Raw genomic sequence first — 21397 nt, forward strand, 5'->3', positions numbered from 1 at the left:
TCGTGTGAGACTTCACTCTGGTGGCTCCTTCGGTTGCTTGTGAGGCAACCCGCATGCTCGCGCATGCGGGTCGAAGGAGCCGCCACCTCAGCTCATGCGTTCAACAGACTCCGGGACATCGCCCGGCGCCAGCGTGGGGCGCTCGGGCCTGGCCACGCAGGCCATTGCCGCCTTCGACGTGGCGCTGTGGGACATGAAGGCGCGACGCGCCGGCCTGCCGCTGGCCAAGCTGCTCGGGGCGCACCGCGACGCGGTGCCTTGCTACAACACGTCGGGCGGCTTCCTGTCGTCGCCGCTGCCCGAGGTGCTGGCCAATGTGGAGGCGCTGCTCGAGCGCGGCATCGGCGGCATCAAGCTCAAGGTGGGCCAGCCCGACAGCCGCATCGACTTCGAGCGCGTCAGCGCGGTGCACCGCCTGATCGACGGCCGCGCGCACCTGATGGTCGACGCCAACCAGCAGTGGGACCGCAGCACCGCGCAACGCTTCGGGCGCATGGTCGAGCCGCTGGGCCTGACCTGGATCGAGGAGCCGCTGGACGCCTACGACAGCGAGGGCCATGCTGCGCTGGCGGCGATGCTGGACACGCCGGTGGCCACCGGCGAGATGCTCACCAGCGTGGCCGAGCACGCCGAACTGATCCGCCTGCGCAGCGCCGATTTCCTGCAGCCAGACGCGCCGCGCGTCGGTGGCATCACGCCGATGCTCAAGGTGATGGCCCTGGCCGAGCAGGCGCGCCTGCGCCTGGCGCCGCACTTCTCGATGGAATTGCACGTGCACCTGGCCGCGGCCTATCCGCACGGCCCCTGGGTGGAGCACTTCGACTGGCTCGAACCGCTGTTCGAGGACCGGCTGGTGATCCGCGACGGCCTGATGCACCTGCCCGGGCGGCCGGGCCTGGGCCTGCGCCTGAGCGAGCAGGCGCGGCGCTGGACCGTGCAAACCGTGCAATCCGGCCCGTTCGGCTAGGCCCGAGCCGGCTCAAGAATGGGCGCCGCCGGCCGATTTCCCCGGCCATGGGTGCGCCATCCGATCAGAACCCAGACACGGCAGTGGCCGAAGCGCCGGCGTCCGGGGTCGACGCGGCCGTGGCCGACACCCGGCCGCTGCCTCCCGACGAGGCGATCGAGGCCTGGGCACAGACCAAGCGGGCGTTCGCGGTGCTGCTGCGAAACCCGGCGCCCGACGCCGCCTGGGTCGAGTCGCTGAAGGCGCTGAAGGAGCGCATGCAGGTGCTGGCGCGGCGCGACTTCGACACCGCGCTGTACCTGCTGCTGCAGGACGCCGCCGCCGGCGAGGACCGCTACAGCGCCCACCACTCGCTGCTGTGCGCGCTGGTGGTCGAGGTGTGCGCCGACTGGTACGAGTGGACGCCCGCCGAAATGGAGGCGCTGGTGCTGGCGGCACTGTCGATGAACGTCTCGATGTCGGCGATGCAGGACGCGCTGACGCGCCAGGTGCAGCCGCTGTCGCCGGCCCAGCGCGAGCAGGTGCAGGCCCATGCCGAGAAGAGCGCCGAGATGCTGGCGGCCGCCGGCGTGCAGGACACGCTGTGGGTGGACGTGGTGCGCCGCCACCACGACGCCGGCACCGACGGTGCGCCCGACAGCGACGCCGCGGCCCGCCTGGCACGCCTGCTGCGCCGGGTGGACATCTACACCGCCAAGCTCAGCAGCCGCGCCGGCCGCAGTGCCGTCACGCCGGCCAAGGCCGCGCGCGACACCTGCCTCGGCCCGGACGGCAAGCCCGACGCGGTGGGCGCAGGCATCCTGCGCAAGCTCGGGCTCTACCCGCCGGGCAGCTTCGTCAAGCTGGCCAATGGCGACCTGGGCGTGGTGATCAAGCGCGGCGTGCAGGCCCACATGCCGCTGGTGGCCGCGCTGCGCCGCAGCGACGGCGGCCTGTATCCGACGCCGAAGAAGCGCGACACCACCCAGCGCGTGTATGCCGTGGCGCACGGCGTGACGGTGCGCGAGCTGAAGGTGCACCTGAACCACCTGCGCAACCTGACGGCGGCCTGAGCGGCGTCGGCCACGAGGCCGCCGGCCGCGCACGATAGCGACGGGATGACCTGTGGCCCTCAGCGACCGTGCTCGTGGCAAGCCACCGCGTGCCTGCGAACTGAGTGCGGCGACTTCTCAGGCCGTGGCGTCGGAACTCAGACCGAGCTCGCGCACCATGGCCTCCCGCATGACGAACTTCTGCGGCTTGCCCGTCACCGTGACGGGCAACTCGTCGACGAAGCGGATGTACCGGGGAACCTTGTAGTGGGCGATCTGGTCGCTGCAATAGGCGCGTATCTCGTCTTCCGTGCAGCTCTGGCCGGGCCGCGTGATGATCCACGCGGCGAGCTCTTCCCCGTAGCGTCGGTCGGGCACGCCGAACACCTGTACCGCGGCCACCTTGGGATGGCGGAAGAGGAACTCCTCCACCTCGCGCGGGTAGACGTTCTCCCCGCCGCGGATGACCATGTCCTTCACCCGCCCCACGATGTTGCAGTAGCCCTGCGCGTCCAGCGTGGCCAGGTCGCCGGTGTGCATCCAGCCGTCGCGCACGGCCTCGGCGGTACGCTCGGGGTCGTTCCAGTAGCCCTGCATCACGGAGTAGCCCCGGGTGCAGAGCTCGCCCTTTTCGCCGACCGGTACCAGCTGGCCCTGCGCATCGACGATCTTGACTTCGAGGTGGGGCAGGATGCGTCCGACCGTGGACACGCGCTTCTCGACTGGATCGTCGGTGGCGCTCTGGAACGACACGGGCGAGGTCTCGGTCATGCCGTAGGCGATGGTCACCTCGGTCATGTGCATGTCGCGCTGCACCCGCTTCATGACCTCGATCGGGCAGGGTGCGCCGGCCATGATCCCGGTGCGCAGTGTGCGCAGGTCGAATAGCGCGAACTCCGGATGGTCGAGCTCGGCAATGAACATCGTCGGCACGCCGTGCAGCGCGGTGCAGCGTTCCGCTTCGACCGCCGCCAGCGTGGCACGTGGCTCGAAGCCCTCGCCCGGAAACACCATCTTGGCACCGGAGGACACGCAGGCCAGCACTGCCAGCACCATGCCGAAGCAGTGGTACAGCGGTACCGGAATGCACAACGCGTCCGTTTCGGACAGCCGCATGCAGCGGGCCACGGCGATCGCGTTGTTGACGATGTTGTGGTGGGTCAGCGTTGCGCCCTTGGGCGCGCCGGTGGTGCCGCTGGTGAACTGGATGTTGATCGGATCGTGGCAGCCGAGGATGCTTTCCGCCGGCAGTTCGCCGATGGCAGCTCGGCCGCGGGTCAAGAGGTCGTTCCAGTTCAGCATGCCGGACGTCGGTTCGTCTCCCATGCGGACCACGGTCGCGAGTTTCGGCAGGCGGGCAACGTGGCCGTTGCCCTGGCCCACGCCAAGGTTCTGCAGCATGCCGAGATAGTTGCTCGACTTGAATGCCGCTGCCGTGACAAGCAGCGACACGCCCGAGCGGTTCAGCGCGTACTCCAGCTCGGACAGGCGGTAGGCCGGGTTGATGTTGACGAGGATGGCGCCGATGCGCGCGGTGGCGAACTGGGTCAGCACCCATTCCAGGCGGTTGGGCGACCAGATGCCGACGCGGTCGCCCTTGCGGACACCGAGCGACCACAGGCCCGACGCCGCAGCCTCGACCTCGTCGGCGAGCTGGCGCCACGTGAGGCGTCGCCCCTGTTCGACGAAAACAGCGGCGTCCCGCTCGGGCCAGCGTGCGACCGCGTGGGCCAGCAGCGCGTGGATGGTCACGTCGGCCAGTGGGACATCCGTGGCGCCGCGCACATGCGATGTCCCGCCCTGCGGGGCTCGGCTTTCGGGGGTCATGGTCGCACCCTCCTCAGATCGCCCTCGGCCCATAGCAGTGGAGCTTGAGGGTGTCGGACGGCAGTTCGTCGAACATCAGCTTGTAGTGCCGCGTGAAGTGGCTGGCACTGGAGAATCCGAGCGTGCTGGCCAGCTCGGTGATGGGCTGGTGCGTACTGGTCTTCAGTGCACGCCGGGCCTCGTTGAGCCTCAGGGCCCGCAGGTAAGCCTGGGGCGTGGTGTGCATGAATTCCTCGAAGCAGTACTGCAGCGTCCGGCGGCTGGCATAGGCCGCCGCGCAGATCTCGGGGATGCCGATGTCCTCCTGAAGGCTGGCTCGCATGAAGTCGATCGCGCGCTTGACGACCCTCAGGCGGGTGTCGGCGCGGCGCGGAATCGTCGACGGCGCCGTTGCGCGATCGGCGGCCATGGCCAGTACCACGGCATGCGTGAGCGTCGACGTCAGCAGCGCACGCTCCTGCGCGGGGTCGGAAAGACGGTCGAGGCGCCCGCTGACATCCTCGGACATTGCCAGCAGCATGTGCCGGATAGCCGCCGCCGTCGGTGGCGGCAGCTCGACACTGCGTTCCAGCAGTTTGGCGTCGAGCCAATCCAGCTTGGCCGGTGCGAGCGAGTGCTCGAGCAGCGCACGGTCGACCGACAGGCCGATGAGATCGAGCTCACCGGCCGAGATCACGTCGTGCTGGTCGTCGCCGCCCAGCACCATCAGCGATTCGCGGTGCAGCGGTCGGCCGGCGAACACCGAGCCGGGCTCGACCGAAAGCGGCAGGGCGAACACGAGGTGGCCCGGCGGCGGCTTGACCTGCTCGCGAAGCTGGCGGTTGGTGGTCTCGCGCAGCAGTACACCGTCATGCATGACGAGCTGCCAGGCACTGCCCTGGAACCGCCCGCAACCGAGTTGTTCGTAGGACTGTTCCCATCCGGCCAGTGCCTTGGCCTGGTCGTCCACGTCCTGCGACTCATGGGTCACCACGGTGGCCATCGTCTTCTCCTCCTCTACTTGTGGGAACCTACCGCGGAACGTCCAGCAGGCGTACCCCGGCTGTCCCTACCGCGGCCAGCGCGGCGGTGCCCGTGGCCACCACTGCAGTCAGGGTCGCACGGTCGTCGAGCCGGCGCATCGTGAAGGCCGCACCGGCGGCGTCGCCTACGACCACGGTGCCATCCACCCCCACCAGCACCGGCCTGCCGTCGGCCAGCACGGCCGCGCCGGTGAGCGACCCTGCTTCCGGCACCGGCAGGTGGGTCCAGGTCTGACCGTCGTCGGCCGAACGCACCAGATTGCCGCGCATGCCGCCCAGCACCAGCGGTCCGCCCGGCAACTGCACGCCGGTCCACAGAGACCCCTTGTAGGGCGTCGTGAGGGCGGACCAGCGTGCGCGGTCGGTGCTGCGAAGCACCTGCCCGCCTTCGGCCGCAATGACCCAGGTGCCGGCACGGCTGACCAGGATGCGGTTGAGATGCTTCTCGCCGGCTTCGCCGTCCAGAAGCGTCTGGGGCTTCCAGGTCTGTCCGGCGTCGGCCGTGACCAGGGCAAAGCCGAAGCCGCCCACCGCGAGACCCCTCCCGTCGACGTCGACGCGGATCGACAGCAGCACGTCGGCCGCATCGACGCGGCCGGCCACCTGGGCCCAGGTCTCGCCGCCGTCGCCCGAACGCAGCACGATGCCGCCATGGCCGGCGGCCCACATCGTGCGCGCGTCCAGGGCGTGCAGGCAGGTCAGGGTGGTTCGCGTGGGTACGCTGCGCGCCTGGCGCCAGGACTTGCCCTGGTCGTCGGACAGCAGGACGTGGCCACGCTCGCCTGCGGCCACCAGGCGCGGGCCGGCCTGCACGATGTCGAGCAGCGTGCTGCGCACGGCGCCCGGGCGCACCCTTGCCGGCCCGTCGACGGTGGCTGCGGCGGCCCAGGGCGCAAGGGCTGCCGCAGCCAGCCATGCTCGGCGGGTGATCCGGGTCGCGAGGGGCGGTGCAGGCATCGTCGGGATTCCGTCAGTGGGCCATGAACGGCCGATGCACCGGGCTGCGGCGCGGAATCAGCGTGTCCAGCGTCACCGCCAGCGCCGGCAGCACCGTGATCGCCATCAGCATGTTCAGCATGAACATGAAGGCCAGCAGCAGCCCCATGTCGGCCTGGAACTTCAGCGGCGAGAAGACCCAGGTCGCCACGCCCACCGACAGCGTGAGCGCGGTGAAGACGGTGGCGATGCCGGTCTCGCCGAGCGCGCGGCGGAATGCGGAGACGATGTCCATGCTGTCGGCCAAATACAGCTGCAGCCGGTTGTAGATGTAGAAGGCGTAGTCCACGCCAATGCCCACGGCCAGCACCATCACGGGCAGCGTGGCCACGGTCAGGCCGATGTCGAGCACCTTCATGAACCAGTAGCCGATGAAGGTGGCCAGCGTCAGCGGCAGGCAGCAGGCGACCACGGCGCGCCAGTCGCGGTAGGTGAGGAACACCAGCACGACGATCGTGGCGTACACGTAGAGCATCATCGGCAGCTCGGTGGCTTCAAGCACCTCGTTGGTGGCGGCCTGCACACCGGCATTGCCGCTGGCCAGGCGCACCGTCACGCCATCGAGCTTGTGCTCGTCGCGGTAGCGCTTGACCACGTCCACCGTGCGCTTGATCGTCTCGGCCTTGTGGTCGGTAAGGAACACGTTGACCGGCAGCACCGTGCAGCGTGGGTCGTACAGGCCCGAGCCCTCGCCCACGAGGCCGATGAAGCTGGCCATCGAACGGCGGTCGCGCGGCATGTCGCCCCACTTGGGATTGCCTTCGTTGAATCCCGCGGCGCCGAGCTTGACCAGCGCCGGCAGGCTGGCGGTGCCGATCACGCCCTCGGTGTTGGTCAGCTCCCAAGCCAGGTCGTCGATGTAGGTCATCCGGGCGTGCTCGTAGCAGCTCTCGGGTGCCGTTTCGTGGACCACGGTCAGCACATCCAGGCCCACCGAGAACTTCTCGGCGATGGCCACTGCGTCGCGGTTGTAGCGGGCGGTGTCGCGCAGCTCTGGCGCGCCGGGCTGCACGTAGCCGATGTGTCGGTCGCGACTGCCCCATACCGCCAGGCCGAACAGCAGTGCGCTGACGAGCACCACCATCCGCGCCGGACGCGGCTCGGCCAGACGTGCCAGCGCGACGACGGCCATCGACCGGCGGTCACGGATGCCCTGCATGCGCTGCCCGTAGTCGGCCGGCAGCTTCACATAGCTGGCCACCACCGGCAGCATCACCAGGTTCGTGACGATCTTGTAGGCCACGCCCAGGCTGGCCGTGACGGCCAGCTCGCGGATCATCGGGATCGGGATCAGCAGCAGGGTGGCGAACCCGACGAAGGCCGTGATCAGGGCCATGGTGCCCGGCACCAGCAGCGCGCCGAAGCTGTGGCGCGCAGCGTCGAAGGGCGTGACGCCTGCGCCGATCTCGCGCACGATGGTGTTGATCTGCTGGACGCCATGGCTGACGCCGATGGCGAACACCAGGAATGGCACGAGGATCGCGAGCGGATCCAGACCGTAGCCCAGCAGCTGCAGCGACGCGAACTGCCACACCAGCGACACCAGCGAACATGCCAGCGCGGCCGCGGTGAAGGCCCAGGAGCGGCAGTACCACCAGACAGCCAGCGCCGTCAGCGCGAAGGCCAGCGCGAAGAAGACGATCACGCCGTTGGCACCTTCGGCGATGTCGCTGATCTGCTTGGCGAAGCCGATGATGCGGATCTCGTGCCCGGCATCCTCGAAGCGGGCGCGCAGTTCGGCCTCGATGCGCGGGCCCAGCGCGATGTAGTCGGTGGGTTCGCGGGTGCGAGGGTCGGCGTCGAGCAGGTCGGCGGTGACCATGGCTCCCGAGAAGTCGCTGGCCACCAGCGACCCCACGTAGCCACCCTGGATCACGTTTTCGCGGATGCGGGCCACGTTCTCGGCGTTGAGCTTCTCGGGCGTGATGTCGCCGCCGATCACGTCGCGCGCCTCGTAGCCTTCCTCGGTGACCTGCATCACCCGCGTGTTGGGCGTCCAGAGGCTGGTGACGGACCGGCGGTCCACGCCGGGCAGGTACAGCAGGGCCTGCGTCACCTCATTGAGCTTCTTGAGCGACTCGGGCTTCCACAGGTCGCCCTGGCGGGCATGGACCACCACGATCAGCCGGTTGGCGCCGAAGAGAACGTCCTTGTACTTGACGAAGGTCTCGGTGTACTCGTGACCGAGCGGCAACTGCTTGCCGAAGCCGGCGGTCATGTGCAGGCGGGCAGCGAACACGGCCGCCACCGCGGTGACCAGCGCAAGCAGCGCCAGCACCGCGGCACGGTGGCCGAAGATCAGCCGCTCGCTCGCGAGGACAAGACGTGCGAGCATCGAAGGCCGGGTCTCAGAAGCTGTAGGACAGGCTCGCCGACAGGTTGTCGCGGTCGCGGATGATGTTGCTCAGACCGCCGCCGAAGAACGCCGAATAGCCGAACTGCAGCTTCCAGGTCGCGTCCTTGTCGAAGTTGAAGCCGACGAACAGCGACTTGCGGCCCTTGACGAACGGCAGCGTGTTGGGCGAGATGCCGGCGACGTCGTGGGTGAAGACAGTCACCTGGGTCAGGTTCCAGTCCGAGCCCCAGACGCGCGGGTAGCTCAGGTCGAACTCCATCGCGTAGCCCCAGCTGGTCTTGGTCGGGCTCTCGTAGGACGGGAAGATCAGGTAGGGAACCGTGCCCAGGCGCAGGCTCGGGTAGTGCGTCACCGCCACCTCCGCCAGCAGCGTGCCCTCGGCCGCGCCCAGTGCCTTGACCAGGCGGCCCATCGCGGAGTTGACCTCCGTGAAGTAGAGCGCGGTCAGGTGGGCCTGGACCTTCTTCTCCTCGACGTAGCCGCGCACCGTGCGGCGGTTCACGAGGTAGTCCGACGGGTCGAAGATGCTGTACGGCCCGGCCAGCGGCACGCTGCCGTCCACGGCGACCGAGTCGCGCGGGCGGTACGACAGCTCGCCGCCCACGGCCACCGGGCCCCACTTCGTGTTGAACGAGGCGCCGAAGAGATCCTTGTTCTTGCCGTACTCGTTGTAGTAGCCGATGCCCGCCGCATTGGCGCTCAGGAGCGCCGCGTCGGTGTAGAGCGTGGTGAACGGCAACTTGTCGTGGTAGCGCTGGTAGTACAAGCCGTACTCGGTGTCGCCGCCCTTGGGCTTGAAGCGCGTGGCCAGGCCGAACTGCTTGCCTTTCGGGGGGACTCGGTCGCGTCCGAACGGCACGATGTTGACGCCGGGCTGGATGCGCGCACCGATGTCGCCGCAGGGCGTGGGTGCCTCGCACAGGCCGACGCCCAGCGGCGCGAACACCGAGCTGGGGATGTAGGCGTCGCGCTGGCCCGCGCCGACGACGTCGCCGCCGGAGAAGAAGGTACCCACGGGGTCGAAGCGGAAGGCGTTCCATTTCCACTGGTAGTACGCCTCGAGGCTGACGCCGTCGGCCACGCTGGCGTTCAGGCTGGCCATCGGCGCCGGACGCAGGATCTCCTTGACCTGGGCGCCGGGCGTGCGCAGCTTGCGCAGGTCGAAGGCGTTGATCTGGTTGATGCCGCCGATGATGAAGATGTCCTCGCCCCAGGACAGCACCTGGTTGCCCACGCGCACGGTGGCGTTGCGGCCCGCGAGCTCGAAGTCCTTGGATACCCAGGCGTCGAGCCAGGTCCAGTTCTCGACGGCGATGCGCTTGGCCTCGCTGGACAGCGGCGTGCGACGCGTGTCGTCGGTCTTGAAGTCCTTCAGCCAGCTGGCCCGCACCAGGGCGCGCCAGCCGTCGCGGGTCTTCAGGCCGAACTCGTGCGTGCCTTTCAGCGGTGCGCTGACGACGTCGCCCTTGTTGTAGTTGAGGTTGCCGTCGTCGCCGTTGAGGAAGTTGAAGTCCGGGTTGGCCGCGGCCTCGAAGCCCGGGCCGTTGAGCGTGGCGCCCAGGCGCGCTCCCGTGGGCACGTTGCCCCCGTTGTCGTTGCCGACGGTCGTCGACAGCCGCTTGCCCAGGCGCACCTGTGCCCCCAGGGAGATGGTCGTGTTGAAGTCGATCTCGGTGCCGTTGTCAGTGGTGGTTCGCACGGCATGCGCCGGCGTGGCGCTGATCGCGGCCAGCGCGGCGCAAGCCGCGACCCGCCCCAGCCCATGGGGAGTCTTCGTCATGGTGTCGTCCTCCTCGTGTCGTTGTGATCAGCGCGAACCGGCCCGGCGCAACTCGTCCGGGTTGAAGCGCTTGACGTCGATGCGGCCCTCCCTGCCGGCCAGCCAGTCGACCCTGCCTTCCTGCGGCATGTTGTCGGCCATGTAGCGGCCGGCGTTCAGGTCGTAGACGGTGTAGCCCTGGTACACGCACGCCGGCAGTTCCCAGGCCACGTAGGGGTAGCTCTCCTGCACGCGCCAGACCTTGCCCTGCGCGTCGTAGTTGTCCACCGCCACCATCATCCAGCTGTCCTCGTCGAGGTAGATGGTTCGCTTGGGGAACTGATGGCGCTGCCCGGACTTGACGGTGGCTTCGATCTTCCAGACACGGTGCGCCTCGTAGCGGATCAGGTCCCTCTTCGGATAGTCCGGCCCGAAGACGTCGGCCAGCTTGGCGTCCTGGTTGTTGAACTTGAAGGTGTTGTAGGGAATGATCAGTTCCTGCTTGCCCACCAGCTTCCAGTCGTAGCGGTCGAGACGACCGGCGAACATCGGGTACTGGTCCACCGCGAGCAGGTTCTCGTAGCCGGGCACCGGGTTGTCGTAGGCGAAGGTGGGCGCGCGGCGCACGCGGCGCTGGCCTGGGAAGTAGAGCCAGGCGTCGTTGTCCTTGGCCTGGTAGTAATGGATGAGGATCAGTTCGCCCGTGCGTGCGGCCGGCGTGACCACTTCGTTGAGCAGTTGCCACTCCATGCCGTCGTTGTCGGTCACGGGTTTGCCGGCCAGGTTGCCCAGCGGGGTCGCGGTCCACTGGTCCTGCACCAGCGGCACGAACTTGCCGTCGCCGCCCGGCTGGGAGAACACGGTGGAGTAGCGCTCGATGCGACCCTCGCCCACCCAGCGCATCTTGTAGTTCCACATGGCCTCGGCGCCGTTGGCCGGGATCGGGAACGGCACGCCGCCCGTGATGGCCTGACCGAGGTCGTAGCCGTTGGCGGCCAGCTTGGCGCCGGTGGCGTTCTTGCGCGTGTTGTCGTAGACCTGTTGCGGATAGCCGCAGCTGCGGCGCGTCGGATAGACGTCCATCCGATAGCCCTTGATCTGCTTGAGCATCGTGAGCTGGCCTTCGCTCAGCCGGTCCTTGTAGCGGTCGGCGTTGGACGCGTCGATGCTGAACAGCGGCTTGTCGGCCGCATAGGGGTCGGGGCGGGTCTGGCCTGGCTTCCAGCCGGCGGGTGCGCGCGTGTCGCCTCCCTTCCACTCGGGAATCGAGCCGTCCTTGTTGGCACCACGCTCGGCGCCCAACGGCGTGAGGGTCTGGCCCAGGGCCTGGGCCTGCGCCTCGGTGGCTGCATGCAGGGGCACGCCGGCCCCCAGGCTGCCGGTGAACAGCAGGGTGGCCAGCGCCAGGCGCGTGATGCGGGCAGGGGACTTGGCAATGTCGGTCTTCATGGTTCTCCTCTTCGGCACCGTGTCAGCGGCGCGACTCCTCGGTTCATCGGTAGGCGGCACTCAGTCGATCGCGACTCCGGCTTCTCGGGCTCGGTTGACGAGCCGGCCCCGTGCGGCGGCCACGTCAGCGAGGGGTGCTGCGCGCGCACGCGCCACTTCCTCGCGGGTGTAGGGGGCCTGGCCGGGCGGCACGCTGGCGGCCGCCATGCCGCTCAGCAACCAGTTGGTCACGTCGGCCACCTGCTGGTCGGTCAGCCCCGAGCCCATCACGCCGGGCACGCTGATGACGAACTCGCGGCCACCGGGCACGCGCAGGAAGTGGCCCAGGCGTCGCAGGTCGGGCACGTAGTGGTCGGGCGCGCCGGCGCCGTCCATGCCGTGGCAGCCGGCGCAATGCAGCACGAAGTGCGATCGCGCGCCGTGCGTGGCGGCCACCGAAGGCGCGTCCGCCCGTGCGGCCACCATGCGCCCGAGCACCATGTTGTGCGGTGTGCCGCCGCCCATGGCCCCTGCGCCGCAGGACGCGGCAGCCAGCGTCGCGGCCAGGGTCAGAGTGCAGGCGGCGCGGCGCTTCATGACCCCAGCACTTTCAGCCGATGCAGTCGGCTCTGCGACGGGCTGCCCGGCCGGGTGCGTGCCGCCTTGATGTCGTCGACTGAGTACGCCGCGTCGCCCGGGGCCCCCTGCAGTCGGCGCACATGGGTGGCCAGCGCCGCGAGCGCCGCATCGTCGAGCGCACCGCCGAAGGCCGGCATGCTGCCAACGAAGGTCTGGCTGCCGAGCTTGATCGGGCCGGACAGGCCATGCACCAGTACGGCCGGCAGATAGGCGCGGTCGGCGCCGAGCCGGACCCAATGCTCGCCCTTGAGCGAGGGGGCCAGTCCCACCGTGCCGCTGCCGTCGGCCTGATGACACGCCGCACAGTGCTGGGCATAGAGGGCGGCCGCGTCGGGCTGGGCCTGCGCCGTGCCCAGGAGGGTGCAGGCGACGAGCGCAGCGAGGCCGGCGGCGTGCAGGCGGCCGTGTCTGCGCGCCGTGGTGGGCGCATGCAGGTTCATGCGACCCCGACGATGACCGAGGTGGTGCAGTGGAACATCGAATTCGTGTTGGCCATGCACCAGTTGATGTCGTTGTGCACGCCGAGCCGATAGCCCGGGCGCTCGCGCTCGTTGTTGTTGCAAAGGCACTCGCCGCAGGAGGCCTTGCCGCAGCAGTCGTTGTAGGAGACCAGGTACTGCCGTCCGTCCTTCGGGTTCATGCAGGTGCCCACCCAGGACACCTTGGACGCCTCGGTACCGGGCGGGCACTGGGTCAGGCTGCCGCCGCAGCAGGTGCACAGGTAGCCGTCGAAGGCGCAATAGCGCCAGTACTCGCACTGGGTCGGGTCCTCAGCCGGAGAAGGCTTGCCCTTGGCGGCGGCACCCGCCGCCTGCGCCGTGCCGAACTGACCGCTGCGGTCGAACGGCAGCATCGGCAGGGCCGCACCGCCCACCAGGGCCACGCCCAGGCGCGTGACGAAGCTGCGCCGTCCGTGCCGGTGCGCCGCACCGCGCACGGTGCTTTCGGTCAGACGATCGATGAGGTCGAGTAGCCAGCGCATGTCGGTCGCTCCGGAGGATCAGGCGGCCTTGCCGCCCAGGAACTGCTGAATCGAGGACTTGCCCATGTCGTGGGCGTTGAGCAGGCTGTCGAGCTGCTCGCGCGAATTGACCAGGCCCTTGGCGGCCACCGTGCCCTGGCTGTCCAGCAGCACGGCATAGGGCAGGCGCGACACGCGGTAGCTCATGCCCAGCTCGGTGGACAGCACGTAGGGCAGCGCATCCAGGCCCTGCTCGCGCACGAAACGCAGGTGGTCGGCCTGCTCGCCGTCGCTGGCCAGCACCACGGACAGCTGCCGGCCTTCGTCGCGCACCAGCGCCTTGAGCACCGGGATCAGCTTCTTGCACACCGGGCAGGTCGGCGACAGGAAGAACAGCAGCGTGGCGCGCTGATCGGCCTGCGGTCCGCCGATGGAGACCGCTTCCGACTGGATGCCGCGAAGACTGAAGCTCGGCGACGCCGCGCCGACGGCCGGCCCGGCGTCGGTGATCAGCGCCCCCATGGGTGCGACGCGTTCGAACAGAACGCCCACCTGGCGCGAAAGCGCCCAGAGCATCAGGCCCAGGGCCAGCACCGCCAGCCACAGCAGCACCACGGAAACGGTCAGCACGTCCATCAGGTCCTCCAGAGAGTGGTGCCGGGCGCCCTGCGGCGCAACCCGGCCTGGTGCCGCAGCACCTGGTTCAGCGCGGCGTACAGCAAGGTGCCTACCAACACGGCCGGCACGATGACGAGAGAGTCCGGCCAGCCTGGGGTGCGCGCGTCGGCGGGCGCCCCCGCCAGCGCAGCAATGCCCAGCAGCAGGCCGTTGCGCGCCACGAGGGCCCACGACACCGGCAGCGGGTCGCCGCCGCACCCGCAGTCCAGTTCGCGCCCCTGCAGGCGGGCCCGGGCCATCGCGCCGGCATAGAGCGCGAGGAGCCCGGCGGCGAGCCCCGCGCCGACCACCCGCCACGGCGACAGCAGCAGCGCGGCAGCAGCCAGCTCGGCCAGCGGCAGGGCCAGTGCCAACGCGGCGAGCCAGTCCGTCGGAACCCGGTAGGCCGCCAGATGCTGCTCGAACAGCGCCCGGTCGGCCAGCTTCGACAAGGCCGCGTGCGCCAGCAGCACCGCCAGCGCGGCGCGGGCGATCCAGATGAAGAGGGGATCGAATGGAGCCGTCATGTCGGTCGGCCCGCGGTCAGTCGTGGGTCTCGAGGTGCAGCGCCGCCTCGCCCGCACGCGCCACCGTGGCCAGGGCCTTCAGCCGGCCATCGCCGGACCACTGCCAGGTGCGCAGGGCGCCGGTCATGCCGTCCAGGGCCTGCAGCCGCTGGCCGCTGCGCGAGAACGTCATCGACACCGTGCCCTGCCCGGGTGCCGTGGCCACACGCTTGCCGGTGTCCACGTCGACCACCCACAACTGCTTGGCTGGCACCTTGTGCGAGCCTTCGCGGCCCTGGTCGTGCATCGCCACCACCGCCAGTCGGCCCGAAGGGTGCACCGCGAGCGGTTGGTAGCCGCCCGGTCGCCAGCCGGCCTTGGCCTGCGCCGGCGCGACGATGCTGCGCGCCGACTTCTGCTGCGCCACGGGGCCTCCGAGGTTCAGCTCGGTCAGAACGCCCTTGAAGGAGACGAAGAAGTAGCGGTCGCCGATCTGGTCGGCGCTGTGAAACCAGGCGTCGTTGTCGGCGTCGAACAGCTTGTCGCTGAGTTGGCGGTCCGCGACCTGGCCCTTGTCGTCCAGTGTCACGGTGGCCACCTTGCCGTCGCCGCACAGCATCGAGAAGCGGGCGGCATGACTGGCAGCGGGCAGCACGCCCCAGCAGCCGGGTGTGGCGACCTCGGAGGCGACCTTCCGATCGGCCAGGTCCACCACCGTGATCGACGTGGCCGGCGTCGCGTTCTGTACCAGCACGAAGCGGCCGTTGGCGGTGGGCCGGACGAGACCGCGGTAGTTCAGCGCCTGGGCCCGCTTGGCGGGCAGCAGGACCTCGTACTTGAACGACAGCGTGTTCGAGTCCCAGACCTCGAGCACGTCGTTGCGGTCGCCGCGGCCGCCTCGGCTGAGGTAGGTGGTGGCGACGTAGACCTCGTCGGCCTTGTCGGACAGCGCGAAGTTGCCTGCGTAGCCGGTGTTGATCAGACCCAGCATGCGTCCGCTGCGGCCGTCGAACACCCGCAGGCGGCCGTCGGCGATATGGGAGATGGCCACGTCGGCCACGTAGACCCGCTCGCGGGTGACGTTGGCCAGCGTGCCGCCGCTGGAAAGGGTCTCGGTCGGCAGCTCAGGCGGAACGGCCTTCGGCGCGGCCGCAGCCGAGGCGAAGGCAGCCCCGGCCGCCAGGGCGATCAGGGGACGAAGCGCGCTGCGGGTAAGTCGCGGGGTGGCCCGGCCGGTCATCGGTGTCTCCTCGGAAACACCGCTCCGGCCCCAGGAGCCCGAGCGGCGATGGGGCTGGATTCTGGAAACCGGGTCGTCCTGCCGATATCAAGTTTCGGCAACGCCTGCTCAGGCAAACCCTAGGGTTGCGGCCGGGTCGTGCCCGGGCCTGACGAGCTCGGAAGGCTCAGCGCCCGCGCTCGCGCCGCCAGGCCTCGAACGCCGTGCGGTTGGCCTCGTCGGTGGGCGGGTACAGGCCGAGGATCGACTGGCCGGCCATCACGCGCTCCTGGACGAAGTCCTCGAACGCGGTCATCTCCAGCGCCTCGGCGGCCACCTCGTCGGCCAGGTGCGCGGGGATCACCACCACGCCCTCGGCGTCGCCGACGATCACGTCGCGCGGGAACACCGGCGCGTCGCCGCAGCCGATGGGCACGTCGATGTCGATCGCCTGGTGCACGGTGAGGTTGGTCGGCGAGGCCGGCCGCTGGTGGTAGACGGGGAAGGCCAGCTTCGCCATGTCCGGGCTGTCGCGAAAGCCACCGTCGGTGACGATGCCGGCGACGCCGCGCTGCATCAGCCGCGCCACCAGGATGCCGCCCGCCGACGCCGCACGCGCGTCCTTGCGGCTGTCGATCACCAGCACCGCGCCGGGCGGGCACTCCTCCACCGCCTTGCGCTGCGGGTGGCCGCGGTCGCGGAACACGTCGAGCGTGTTCAGGTCCTCGCGTGCGGGCATGTAGCGCAGCGTGTAGGCCTCGCCCACCATGTTGGGCAGGCCGGTGTTAAGCGGGTGCACGTCCTGGATGAACTGGTGGCGCAGCCCGCGCTTGAACAGCGCGGTGCACAGCGTGGCCACCGAGACGCGGGCGAGCTGTGCGCGGGTGCTGTCCTTCATGGCAGGCCTCAGTAGATGTCGGGCTCGGGCACCGCGGCGCCGAAGCCGGTTTCGAGGAAGTCGAAGTCGCAGCCCTGATCGGCCTGCAGCACGTGACGCGCGAACATCCAGCCCCAGCCGCGCTGGTAGCGCTCGGGCGGCGGCGTCCAGGCGGCGCGGCGGCGCGCCAGCTCGGCGTCGTCCACTTCGAGGTGGATGCGGCGCGCGGGCACGTCCACCGTGATGCGGTCGCCGGTGCGCACCAGTGCCAGCGGGCCGCCCACATGCGCCTCGGGCGCGCAGTGCAGCAGGCAGCCGCCATAGCTGGTGCCGCTCATGCGCGCGTCGGACAGGCGCAGCATGTCGCTCACGCCGGCCTTGAGCAGCTTGGTCGGGATCGGCAGCATGCCCCACTCGGGCATGCCGGCGCCGCGCGGGCCGGCGTTGCGCAGCACGAGCACGTCGTCGCCGGTCACGTCCAGCGCCGGGTCGTCCACCGCCTGCTTGAGCGCCGGGTAGTCGTCGAAGACGACGGCGCGCCCGGTGTGGCGCAGCAGGTGCGGCGCGCAGGCGCTGGGCTTGATGACCACGCCGCCCGGGGCGAGGTTGCCGCGCAGCACGGCCAGCGCACCCTCGGCGTAGATGGGGCGGTCCAGCGGGCGGATCACGTCGTCGTCGAACACCTCGGCGCCGGCGATGTTGTCGCCCAGCGTGCGGCCGTTCACCGTGAGGGCCTCGCACTGCAGGTGTGGCCGGATGCGCTGCAGCATTGCGGGCAGGCCGCCGGCGTAGAAGAAGTCCTCCATCAGGTAGCGGTCGCCGCTGGGCCGGATGTTGGCCACCACCGGCACGTGGCGGCTGGCGGCGTCGAAGTCGTCCAGCGTCACCGGGTGGCCGGCGCGGCGCGAGATCGCGATCAGGTGGATCACCGCATTGGTGGAGCAGCCCATGGCCATCGCGCAGGCGATGGCATTGGCAAAGTGCGCGGGCGTGAGCAGGCGCTGCGGCGTGACCTCGTCCCACACCAGGCGCACCGTCGCACGGCCGCACTCGGCGCTCATGCGCAGGTGGCCGGCGTCGGCCGCCGGCAGGCTCGACGCGCCGGGCAGCGTCAGGCCCAGCGCCTCGGCGATGCCCATCATCGTGGCCGCGGTGCCCATCGTCATGCAGGTGCCGTGGCTGCGCGCGATGCCGCCTTCCATCTCGAACCAGGCCGCGTCGCCCAGGCGGCCGGCGCGGCGCTCGTCCCAGTACTTGAAGCTGTCCGAGCCCGAGCCCAGCACCTGGCCGCGCCAGTGGCCGCGCAGCATCGGCCCGGCCGGCAGCACCACGAAGGGCAGGCCCATCGACAGCGCGCCCATCACCAGGCCGGGGATGGTCTTGTCGCAGCCGCCCATCAGCACCGCGCCGTCCACCGGGTGCGAGCGCAGCAGTTCCTCGGTCTCCATCGCGAGGAAGTTGCGGTACAGCATGGTGGTGGGCTTGACGATCGGCTCGGACAGGCTGATCGCCGGCAGTTCGAGCGGGAACCCGCCGGCCTGCAGCACGCCGCGCTTGACGTCGTCCACCCGCTGCTTGAAGTGCGCGTGGCACTGGTTGGCGTCGCTCCAGGTGTTGACGATGGCGATCACCGGCTTGCCGGCCCAGTCGGCCGGGCCGTAGCCCATCTGCATGAAGCGCGAGCGGTGCCCGAAGGAGCGGAAGTCGTCGGGCGCGAACCAGCGCGCGGAGCGCAGGCGCTCGGGGGGCAGCGTCATGCGGCGTCCATTGCCGCGAGCACGCGGTCGACCATCACGCCGGACTGGCCGAGGTAGTTGGCCGGGTCGAGCATGCGCTGCAGCGCGGCACGGTCGACGTGGCGGGCGATCTCCGGGTGCGCGGCCAGCAGGTCGATCAGCGGCGTTTTCGTCTTCAGCGACTCGCGGCACAGGTCGTACACGAGGTCGTGCGCGTACTCGCGGCCGATGTAGGGCCCCAGGCCCATCATCACCGCCTCGCTCATCACCAGGCCGCCGGTCATGTCGATGTTGCGCCGCATCGCCTCGACGTCCACCTCCAGGCCTTCGAGCACGGTGCGCATCTGCCTGAGCGCGCCGGCCAGCAGGCAGAAGGCCTCGGGCAGCACGATCCACTCGATCTGCCACGGGCCGGTGCTGCGCTCGTGGTCGGCCACCATCGCGTCCATCAGCGCGGCGGCGTGCTGGCGCAGCACGCTGATCGCGCCGTGGGTGTAGGCGCTGCTGATCGGGTTGCGCTTCTGCGGCATCGTGCTGCTGCTGCCGCGGCCGTGGTGGTAGGGCTCGTACACCTCGCCCACCTCGGTCTGCATCATCAGCTTGACGTCCGTGCTGAGCTTGCCCAGGGTGCCGCCGATGAGGCCCAGCACCGAGCCCACCTCGGCGATGTTGTCGCGGATGGTGTGCCAGGCGATCACCGGCTGGCCCAGACCGAGTTCGGCGCACAGGCCGGCCTGGGTCTCCATCGCGCCGCGCTCCAGCGACGCCAGCGTGCCGGCCGCGCCGGCGAACTCGCCCACCAGCACCCGCGTGCGCAGCTGAGCGATGCGCTCGCGGTGGCGCAGCACCGCGGCCAGGATGCCGGCCATCTTGTAGCCGAAGGTCACGGGGATCGCCTGCTGCAGGTTGCTGCGGCCGATCACCGGCGTCAGGCGGTGCTCCCGGGCCAGCTTCGCCAGCGCGAGGGCGATCGCGGCCAGCTCCGCGTCCACCAGCTCCAGCGCCTCGCGGATCTGCAGCACGGTGGCGGTGTCGGTGATGTCCTGCGTGGTGGCGCCCCAGTGCACGTACTCGCCGAGCTTGTCGCGGCACTTCTGGTTGATCTGCGTCACCACGCCCAGGATCGGGTAGCCGATGCGCTCGGTCTGCTGGCGCAAGCGCGCCATGTCGATGCGGTCGATGTGGCAGTGGCTCACGATCTCGTCGGCGGCCTCCTGCGGGATGATGCCCAGCCGGCCCTGCACGATGGCCAGCGCACGCTCGATCTTCACGTACTGGGCTGTGCGGTTCTCGTCGGACCACACGTGCCGCATCGCGTCGGTGGTGAAGATGCCCTGGAAGATCGTGGAGTCGATGATGCTGGCGGCCATGGGGTCCCTCGGTTCGTGGTGTCAGGGGGCGCGTTCCAGGACGCGCCGGGCGAATTCGATCACAGGCCGGTCGATCATGCGGCCGTCCAGGAGCACGGCGCCGTGGGCGCCCTCGGCGGCGGCCAGCACGCGGCGGGCCCAGGCCACCTCGTCGGCCCCGGGCGCGAGCGCCGCATGCACGAGCGGCACCTGGCGCGGATGGATGCACAGCTTGGCCGCGAAGCCGTGGGCGCGGGCGCGCAGCAGGTCCCCGTGCAGCCGCTCGTCGTCGTTCACGGCGGCCGTGACGCCGGCCACCGGCGGGGCGAGACCCCAGGCCCGCGACGCCATCGCGATGCGCGCGGCCGCGGCGTCCAGGCCCACGCTGTCGGCGAGATCGCCGTGCAGGCCCATGTCGAGCGCGTAGTCGATGGTGCCGAAGACCAGGCGCTGCACGCCCGGCGCGCCGGCCACGGCCTCGGCGGCGAGCACGCCGCGGGCGCTTTCCAGAAGCGCCAGCACGGCGATGTCGGGGCAGGCGTCGCGCAGGCGGGCGATCGTGGCCGGCCGCTCGGCCTTGGGCAGCATGACGGCGCAGGCCCGGCCCCGGCGCAGCAGGTCGAGGTCGGCCTCGAAGCCGTCGGCGGCCTCGTCGTTGATGCGCACGACGATCCGCGCGCGGTCCGCGTCGTCGTCGAGCAGCCGGGCGACATGGTCCCGGGCCGCGGCCTTGGCGGTCGGCGCCACGGCGTCCTCCAGGTCCACCACCACGGCGTCGGCGCCGCTGGCCAGCGCCTTGGCGAAGCGCTCGGGCCGGTCGCCCGGGACGAAGAGATAGCTGCGCGGCAGCGGGCTCATGCCAGGCGCACGGCTCACACGGCCTGGGCCGCGCGCAACGCGCCGATCTCTTCCGGGCCCAGGCCCAGCTCGGCCAGGATCGCGTCGGTGTGCTGGCCCAGCGCGGGCACGGGCCCGAGCGCCGGGTCGCCGTCGTCCCAGGACCCCGGCGGCAGCAGCGTGGGCAGCGCGCCGGCCGGCGAATCGACCGTGCGCCAGCGCTGGCGTGCCTGCAGCTGCGGATGCGCCCACAGGCCCGCCATGTCGTTGACCTGGGCGTTGGCGATCTGCGCGTCTTCCAGGCGCTGCAGCACCTGTGTCGACGTGAGCGTGGAGAAGGTGTCGAGGATCAGGCCGCGCAGCAGTTCGCGGTGCGCGGTGCGCTGCGCGTTGCCCCGGAAGCGCTCGTCGTCGGCCAGCTCGGGTCGCAGCAGCACCTTGGCGCAGAACTGCTGCCATTCGCGCTCGTTCTGCAGGCCGAGCATCACCGACTTGCCGTCGCCGGCCTCGAACGGCCCGTAGGGGTAGATGGTGGCGTGGGCCGCGCCGGCACGCGGCGGCGGCGCGGCGCCGTCGAAGTCGTAGTACAGCGGGTAGCCCATCCACTCGCCCATCGCCTCGAGCATCGACAGGTCGATGCGGCGGCCGCGGCCGTCGATGCGGCGCTGCAGCAGCGCCGCGAGGATGTTGCTGTAGGCGTACATGCCCGCGGCGATGTCGGCGATCGACAGGCCGGCCTTGCACGGCTCCTGTGGCGTGCCGGTGATCGACACGAAGCCCGACTCGCTCTGGATCAGCAGGTCGTAGGCCTTGCGGTCGCGGTAGGGGCCGGGTGCGTCCGGCGCGTCGCCGTAGCCGGAGATGTCGCACACGATCAGGTCTGGCCGGCGCCCGCTCAATGCGTCCCAGGACATGCCGAGCCGGGCGGCGGCGCCGGGGGCGAGGTTCTGCACCACCACGTCGGCCTTGTCGATCACCAGCTGCTGCAGCAGCTCGGCCGCCCGCGGATGCTTGACGTCGAGCGTCAGGCTCTCCTTGCTGCGGTTGGTCCAGACGAAGTGCGAGGCCAGCCCGCGCACGCGCTGGTCGTAGCCGCGGGCGAAGTCGCCGCTGCCGGGCCGCTCGACCTTGATCACGCGGGCGCCCAGGTCGGCGAGCTGGCGCGTGGCGAACGGTGCCGCGATGGCGTGTTCCAGCGCGACGACGGTCACGCCCTTCAGTGGCTGCATC

The 21397-nt window shown here is 70.3% G+C and carries 18 protein-coding genes and 1 pseudogene; 2 read left to right on the top strand and 17 right to left on the bottom strand.

The features are described 5' to 3' along the window. Positions 1-76 precede the first annotated feature (76 nt). Both AC2EAQ_RS14600 and AC2EAQ_RS14605 read left to right on the top strand, forming a co-directional pair. Positions 77-967 (top strand): annotated as a pseudogene (locus tag AC2EAQ_RS14600) (mandelate racemase/muconate lactonizing enzyme family protein); the annotation flags it as partial. Positions 968-1050: 83 nt separating this feature from the next. Further along, positions 1051-2019 carry an HD-GYP domain-containing protein gene (locus AC2EAQ_RS14605; protein ID WP_484645075.1) on the top strand — a complete coding sequence of 323 codons (969 nt, stop codon included), beginning with the start codon at positions 1051-1053 and terminating at the stop codon, positions 2017-2019. A gap of 117 nt (positions 2020-2136) precedes the next feature. Here the strand turns inward: AC2EAQ_RS14605 and AC2EAQ_RS14610 are convergent, their stop codons facing one another. From AC2EAQ_RS14610 to AC2EAQ_RS14690, 17 genes are all read right to left on the bottom strand, one after another. Further along, complete coding sequence (locus tag AC2EAQ_RS14610) at positions 2137-3825, bottom strand: AMP-binding protein (protein ID WP_484645076.1); 1689 nt, start codon at positions 3823-3825, stop codon at positions 2137-2139. Positions 3826-3838: 13 nt separating this feature from the next. Further along, positions 3839-4807, bottom strand: a complete 969-nt coding sequence (locus tag AC2EAQ_RS14615; RefSeq protein ID WP_484645077.1) for an AraC family transcriptional regulator — start codon at positions 4805-4807, stop codon at positions 3839-3841. Positions 4808-4835: 28 nt separating this feature from the next. Next, a complete protein-coding gene (locus AC2EAQ_RS14620; protein ID WP_484645078.1) occupies positions 4836-5804 on the bottom strand; it encodes a WD40/YVTN/BNR-like repeat-containing protein in 969 nt (322 codons plus the stop codon). A gap of 13 nt (positions 5805-5817) precedes the next feature. Next, positions 5818-8178, bottom strand: coding sequence for an efflux RND transporter permease subunit (locus AC2EAQ_RS14625; protein ID WP_484645079.1), 2361 nt, complete (start codon positions 8176-8178; stop codon positions 5818-5820). Between the two features lie 13 nt (positions 8179-8191). Continuing rightward, positions 8192-9979: a DUF1302 domain-containing protein gene (locus AC2EAQ_RS14630; RefSeq protein WP_484645080.1), complete on the bottom strand. Its 1788-nt coding sequence runs from the start codon at positions 9977-9979 to the stop codon at positions 8192-8194. A 27-nt stretch (positions 9980-10006) separates the two neighbouring features. Continuing rightward, positions 10007-11407 carry a DUF1329 domain-containing protein gene (locus AC2EAQ_RS14635; protein WP_484645081.1) on the bottom strand — a complete coding sequence of 467 codons (1401 nt, stop codon included), beginning with the start codon at positions 11405-11407 and terminating at the stop codon, positions 10007-10009. Between the two features lie 60 nt (positions 11408-11467). Further along, on the bottom strand, positions 11468-11983 hold the full coding sequence (locus AC2EAQ_RS14640; protein WP_484645082.1) for a c-type cytochrome: 516 nt from the start codon (positions 11981-11983) through the stop codon (positions 11468-11470). After that, the gene (locus tag AC2EAQ_RS14645) at positions 11980-12465 is read right to left on the bottom strand and encodes a c-type cytochrome (RefSeq protein WP_484645083.1); all 486 of its coding nucleotides are present in this window, start codon (positions 12463-12465) and stop codon (positions 11980-11982) included. Before AC2EAQ_RS14645 ends, AC2EAQ_RS14640 begins: the two co-directional genes overlap by 4 nt. Beyond that, the gene (locus AC2EAQ_RS14650; RefSeq protein ID WP_484645084.1) at positions 12462-13007 is read right to left on the bottom strand and encodes a methylamine dehydrogenase light chain; all 546 of its coding nucleotides are present in this window, start codon (positions 13005-13007) and stop codon (positions 12462-12464) included. Before AC2EAQ_RS14650 ends, AC2EAQ_RS14645 begins: the two co-directional genes overlap by 4 nt. An 18-nt stretch (positions 13008-13025) precedes the next feature. Beyond that, on the bottom strand, positions 13026-13622 hold the full coding sequence (mauD, locus tag AC2EAQ_RS14655; RefSeq protein ID WP_484645085.1) for a methylamine dehydrogenase accessory protein MauD: 597 nt from the start codon (positions 13620-13622) through the stop codon (positions 13026-13028). Then, positions 13622-14170, bottom strand: coding sequence for a MauE/DoxX family redox-associated membrane protein (locus AC2EAQ_RS14660; RefSeq protein WP_484645086.1), 549 nt, complete (start codon positions 14168-14170; stop codon positions 13622-13624). Before AC2EAQ_RS14660 ends, mauD begins: the two co-directional genes overlap by 1 nt. A 16-nt stretch (positions 14171-14186) precedes the next feature. Beyond that, positions 14187-15389 carry an amine dehydrogenase large subunit gene (locus tag AC2EAQ_RS14665; protein WP_484645087.1) on the bottom strand — a complete coding sequence of 401 codons (1203 nt, stop codon included), beginning with the start codon at positions 15387-15389 and terminating at the stop codon, positions 14187-14189. A gap of 166 nt (positions 15390-15555) precedes the next feature. Beyond that, on the bottom strand, positions 15556-16266 hold the full coding sequence (locus tag AC2EAQ_RS14670; RefSeq protein ID WP_484645088.1) for a ribonuclease activity regulator RraA: 711 nt from the start codon (positions 16264-16266) through the stop codon (positions 15556-15558). A gap of 8 nt (positions 16267-16274) precedes the next feature. Then, positions 16275-18002 (bottom strand): L-arabinonate dehydratase, encoded by a 1728-nt coding sequence (araD, locus tag AC2EAQ_RS14675; RefSeq protein ID WP_484645089.1) that lies wholly within the window; start codon positions 18000-18002, stop codon positions 16275-16277. Further along, complete coding sequence (locus tag AC2EAQ_RS14680) at positions 17999-19351, bottom strand: class-II fumarase/aspartase family protein (protein WP_484645090.1); 1353 nt, start codon at positions 19349-19351, stop codon at positions 17999-18001. Before AC2EAQ_RS14680 ends, araD begins: the two co-directional genes overlap by 4 nt. Before the next feature lie 21 nt (positions 19352-19372). Next, positions 19373-20188, bottom strand: coding sequence for an HpcH/HpaI aldolase/citrate lyase family protein (locus AC2EAQ_RS14685; RefSeq protein ID WP_484645091.1), 816 nt, complete (start codon positions 20186-20188; stop codon positions 19373-19375). Between the two features lie 14 nt (positions 20189-20202). Further along, entirely contained in the window at positions 20203-21396 is a 1194-nt protein-coding gene (locus tag AC2EAQ_RS14690; RefSeq protein WP_484645092.1) for a CaiB/BaiF CoA transferase family protein, read from the bottom strand. Position 21397 lies beyond the last annotated feature (1 nt).

This window comes from Aquabacterium sp. T101, assembly GCF_057219775.1.